The 4,069-nt window shown below is 45.5% G+C and carries 3 protein-coding genes and 1 pseudogene; all 4 read right to left on the bottom strand.

What is annotated here, in order from left to right:
• Nucleotides 1–1,776 (bottom strand): elongation factor G (gene fusA / locus ACTF5U_RS06500; RefSeq protein ID WP_438970829.1); only part of this gene is annotated, 1,776 nt, incomplete at its 3' end.
• A gap of 200 nt (nucleotides 1,777–1,976) precedes the next feature.
• Complete coding sequence (locus ACTF5U_RS06495; protein WP_438970828.1) at nucleotides 1,977–2,279, bottom strand: DUF2818 family protein; 303 nt, start codon at nucleotides 2,277–2,279, stop codon at nucleotides 1,977–1,979.
• 9 nt (nucleotides 2,280–2,288) lie between these two features.
• Entirely contained in the window at nucleotides 2,289–3,719 is a 1,431-nt protein-coding gene (nuoN, locus tag ACTF5U_RS06490; protein ID WP_438970832.1) for an NADH-quinone oxidoreductase subunit NuoN, read from the bottom strand.
• A gap of 15 nt (nucleotides 3,720–3,734) precedes the next feature.
• Nucleotides 3,735–4,069, bottom strand: a pseudogene (locus tag ACTF5U_RS06485) (NADH-quinone oxidoreductase subunit M); the annotation flags it as partial.

The following is a 4,069-nucleotide window of genomic DNA, read 5'->3' as shown; positions in this document are numbered from 1 at the left end:
GGATTGACGGTATGCACCCATTGAAGCCAACTCAAACGCAATTGCAGAGGAGTCAACGGCATGGAAAGCACCATCAAACAGGTTAACTTTCACGTCCAGCAGTGGGAAGCCAGCCAGAACACCTTTATCCATCATTTTCCGGAAACCACCTTCAACAGCTGGCCAGAATTCACGAGGAACAGTACCACCAGTGACGGTAGATTCAAATGTGAAACCACTACCAGGCTCACCCGGCTCAATGATATAGTCGATACGACCGAACTGACCCGAACCACCAGATTGTTTCTTATGCGTGTAGCTGTCTTCAATACGCTGTGTAATGGTTTCACGGTAAGCGACTTGTGGCTCACCAACGATAACGTCAACGCCATGAGTACGCTTCAGAATGTCTACTTTGATGTCCAGATGCAGCTCACCCATACCTTTCATGATGGTTTCGCCACTGTCTTGGTCAGTTTCAACACGGAAAGAAGGATCTTCTTTGATCATTTTACCCAGTGCGATACCCATTTTCTCGGATGCGCCTTTATCTTTCGCCGCAATCGCGATTGAAATAACAGGATCCGGGAAGACCATTGGTTCCAGCGTTGCTGGTTTTTTCGGATCGCACAATGTGTGACCGGTTTGAACATCTTTCATACCCACGATAGCGATAATATCACCCGCGTGAGCGTAATCTAATTCATTACGGTCATCGGCGTGCATTTCCACCATACGACCAACACGTTCTGTTTTACCGGTAAAGGTATTCAGTACGGTATCGCCTTTCTTCAATTCACCAGAGTAAACACGTACGAATGTCAGAGCGCCGAAACGGTCATCCATGATTTTGAACGCCAGGGCGCGCAGTGGACCGTTAATATCAACAGTCGCTACTTCACCTGTTTCGTTACCTTCCAGGTCGACTTCTGGCTGAGGATCAACTTCCATTGGATTAGGCAGATAATCAACAATCGCGTCAAGCAGCAATTGCATACCTTTGTTTTTAAATGCTGAACCACAGTAAGTCGGGAAGAAATCAAGTTGCAATGTACCTTTACGGATGCAACGTTTGATGTCATCAATTGAAGGCTCTTCACCTTCCAGATAGGCTTCCATCAAATCGTCATCCTGCTCAACCGCAGTTTCGATCAATTTTTCACGCCACTCTTCGATAGCATCAGCCATTTCTGCAGGTGGCTCATCAATGCTGTAGCTGGTTGGATCTTTTTCATCTGACCAGGTCCATGCTTTACGTGTCAGCAGATCAACAACACCTACGAATTCGTCTTCGATACCGATTGGCAGAACCATAACCAACGGTGTCGCAGCCAGTACATCTTCAACCTGTTTTACAACGCGGTAGAAATCAGCACCCATACGGTCGAGTTTATTCACGAAGATCAGACGAGATACTTCTGAGTCATTCGCATAACGCCAGTTTGTTTCTGATTGAGGTTCAACACCACCACTACCACAGAAAACACCGACGCCACCGTCAAGTACTTTCAAAGAACGATATACTTCGATAGTGAAGTCAACGTGTCCTGGTGTATCGATAACGTTCAGACGATGACCTTTCCATTCACAGGTCGTCGCCGCTGATTGGATAGTAATCCCACGTTCGGCTTCCTGATCCATGAAGTCCATGGTCGACTCACCTTCGTGAACCTCACCGGTTTTGTGGATTTTACCAGTCAGTTTCAGGATACGTTCTGTCGAGGTGGTCTTGCCCGCGTCAACGTGAGCAAAGATACCGATGTTTCTGTACTTGGTTAAATCAGAAGATGAAGCCATAATTCCGTCTCTATTGATATTTAAGTGAACAATACGTGCATTACCACGTAGTTAAACCCGCCAATTCTAAACTAGATTGCTAACAGATGCACCCATTATTCAATGATGAGGTTACATAGTGTTGTCTGTTGCCATGTGCGGGCGATTTCTTTATGAGATACCGCAGTTTATATAGCGCTGACTGCGATTAATGACGCGCTCTAATTGAACTTTTTTTGCATGGGTAGCCATTGGTAGCGATAGACCACTCCCGGTACAGCCAAAACCAGAAAAAAGCTTAACGTGGTAACAAAAAATTCCCAGCTTTGCGTATATACTTCACCTGAAAATCGTATCTCGAAGAGTATACCGATTAATAGGCTCAAAAAGTAATACACAATCAATTCTGCTAATCGCACCCAGCTCGATTTATTTTGCATCGGAAACACAAAAAATACTCTGTTACCAACCCAGGGTAAATTAGCTATCACTAAAAACAGTACTATCATCGGCCAGACAGACATGATTTCCTTTTACGCAAATACAATCGAACAAATTTTCATTAATACACCAGGAAAGATCCCCAGTCCCAGTACCATTAAGACATTGGCACTCAACATCACCTGAACCAGACTAGATGCAGCGACATTATGCTCAACCACTGGCTTGTCGAAATACATCACTTTAATCACACGCAAATAATAAAAGGCACCAATAACAGATGTCACTACAGCAACCAGGGCAATGGTTAGTAACTCAACATCAACCACAGCTTTTATAACCGCTAGCTTGGCATAGAATCCAGCCAGTGGCGGTATGCCTGCCATCGAAAACATTAAGATCATCATCATCAAAGCAAACCAGGGCTGCTTATCACTCAGACCTTTAAAGTCCTCAATATTATCTGCTTCGTAACCCTGTCTGCTTAAAAGCAAAATAATGCCAAAGGTGCCCAATGTCATCAAGGCATAAATCAGAGTATAGAACATCGAAGCCGCAAACCCTTCTTGCGTACCCGTTAGTACCCCCAGCAATAGAAAACCAACATGGGAAATGGTCGAGTAGGCCAGCATCCGCTTCAAATTGCTTTGTGCAATCGCCACAATGTTGCCGATGACCATCGACAAAACAGCCAGCATGATCAACATGTCCTGCCAATAGCTGTGCAAGTCTATCAGTCCATCCACCAATAATCGAATAAGCATTGCAAACGCCGCAATCTTGGGGGCAGCAGCAATAAATAAGGTCATAGCCGTCGGTGCGCCATGGTAAACGTCCGGCAGCCACATATGAAACGGCACGGCGCCAAATTTAAACCCGATGCCGATGATGAGGAAGACCAGACCGAAACTCAGGATCGTTTCATCACCACTTGAAGCTGCAATGGCAGCAGCCACATCCCCCAGAGCCAGACTGCCGGTAATGCCATAAATAATCGACATGCCATACAGCAACATACCCGAGGCAATTGCACCAAGAATAAAATATTTCATCGCCGCTTCTGTGGCAACTGCCGAGTCACGATGCATCGCCACCATGGCATACAAACATAAAGACAGGAGTTCAAGCCCAAGATATAAGGTCAGGAAATGATTTGCCGACACCATAATCAACATACCCAAGGTGGCAAATATGGCCAGCACATAAAACTCACCCTGCATCAATTGACGTGCTTTCAGGTACGCTGTGGAATAAAGCAACACCATCACATTGACTGCACAAATGCTCAGTTTCAGCACATCACTGAGGCTATCTTTAACGTAAGTATCAGAAAAAGTTAAACCGCCCTCGCCCAATGAACAGTAAATGATGATCGCCGTCATAACTAGCGTTAATTGACTGAGTCCATATACCCAATCAGTTTTACGTGTTCCAGTAAACGCTACGACCAACAAAATGACACAGGCCATTCCCAGCATGAACATTTCCGGCAGTGCAAATAGCATATTAGGGACCTGATACATCTCTGTGCTCATCCTTTACAACTTGGACTGGGAAACTTGGGTTAACAAGTGTTCGACTGACGCGTGCATGACATCCAGCAAAGGAGCCGGCCAAACACCAATCAACAAAACAATCGCTGCTAATGACGCTAACATCGCAAATTCGCGACGGTTAATATCTTTCAGAGCGGCCACTTCCTGATTCGCTATTTCACCAAAGAAGACGCGCTTCACCATCCACAAGGTATATGCTGCCCCCAGTATCAAGGTAGTGGCAGCTAAAAAAGCAAACCAGAAGTTAGCCTGAAACGCAGCTAATATCACCATAAATTCACCCACAAAACCCGACGTACCGGGCAGGCCAGCATTCG

Source organism: Methylophaga sp. (assembly GCF_965655755.1).
Lineage (GTDB): Bacteria > Pseudomonadota > Gammaproteobacteria > Nitrosococcales > Methylophagaceae > Methylophaga.
Note: the sequence above shows the minus strand (reverse complement) of the source record. Positions and strands in the feature narration are given on the sequence as shown.

Excerpts from the sequence above, each read along its gene's own strand:
- ACTF5U_RS06495 (WP_438970828.1), bottom strand. The coding sequence starts at position 2,279 with ATGTCTGTCTGGCCGATGATAGTACTGTTTTTAGTGATAGCTAATTTA.
- nuoN (WP_438970832.1), bottom strand. The coding sequence starts at position 3,719 with ATGTATCAGGTCCCTAATATGCTATTTGCACTGCCGGAAATGTTCATG.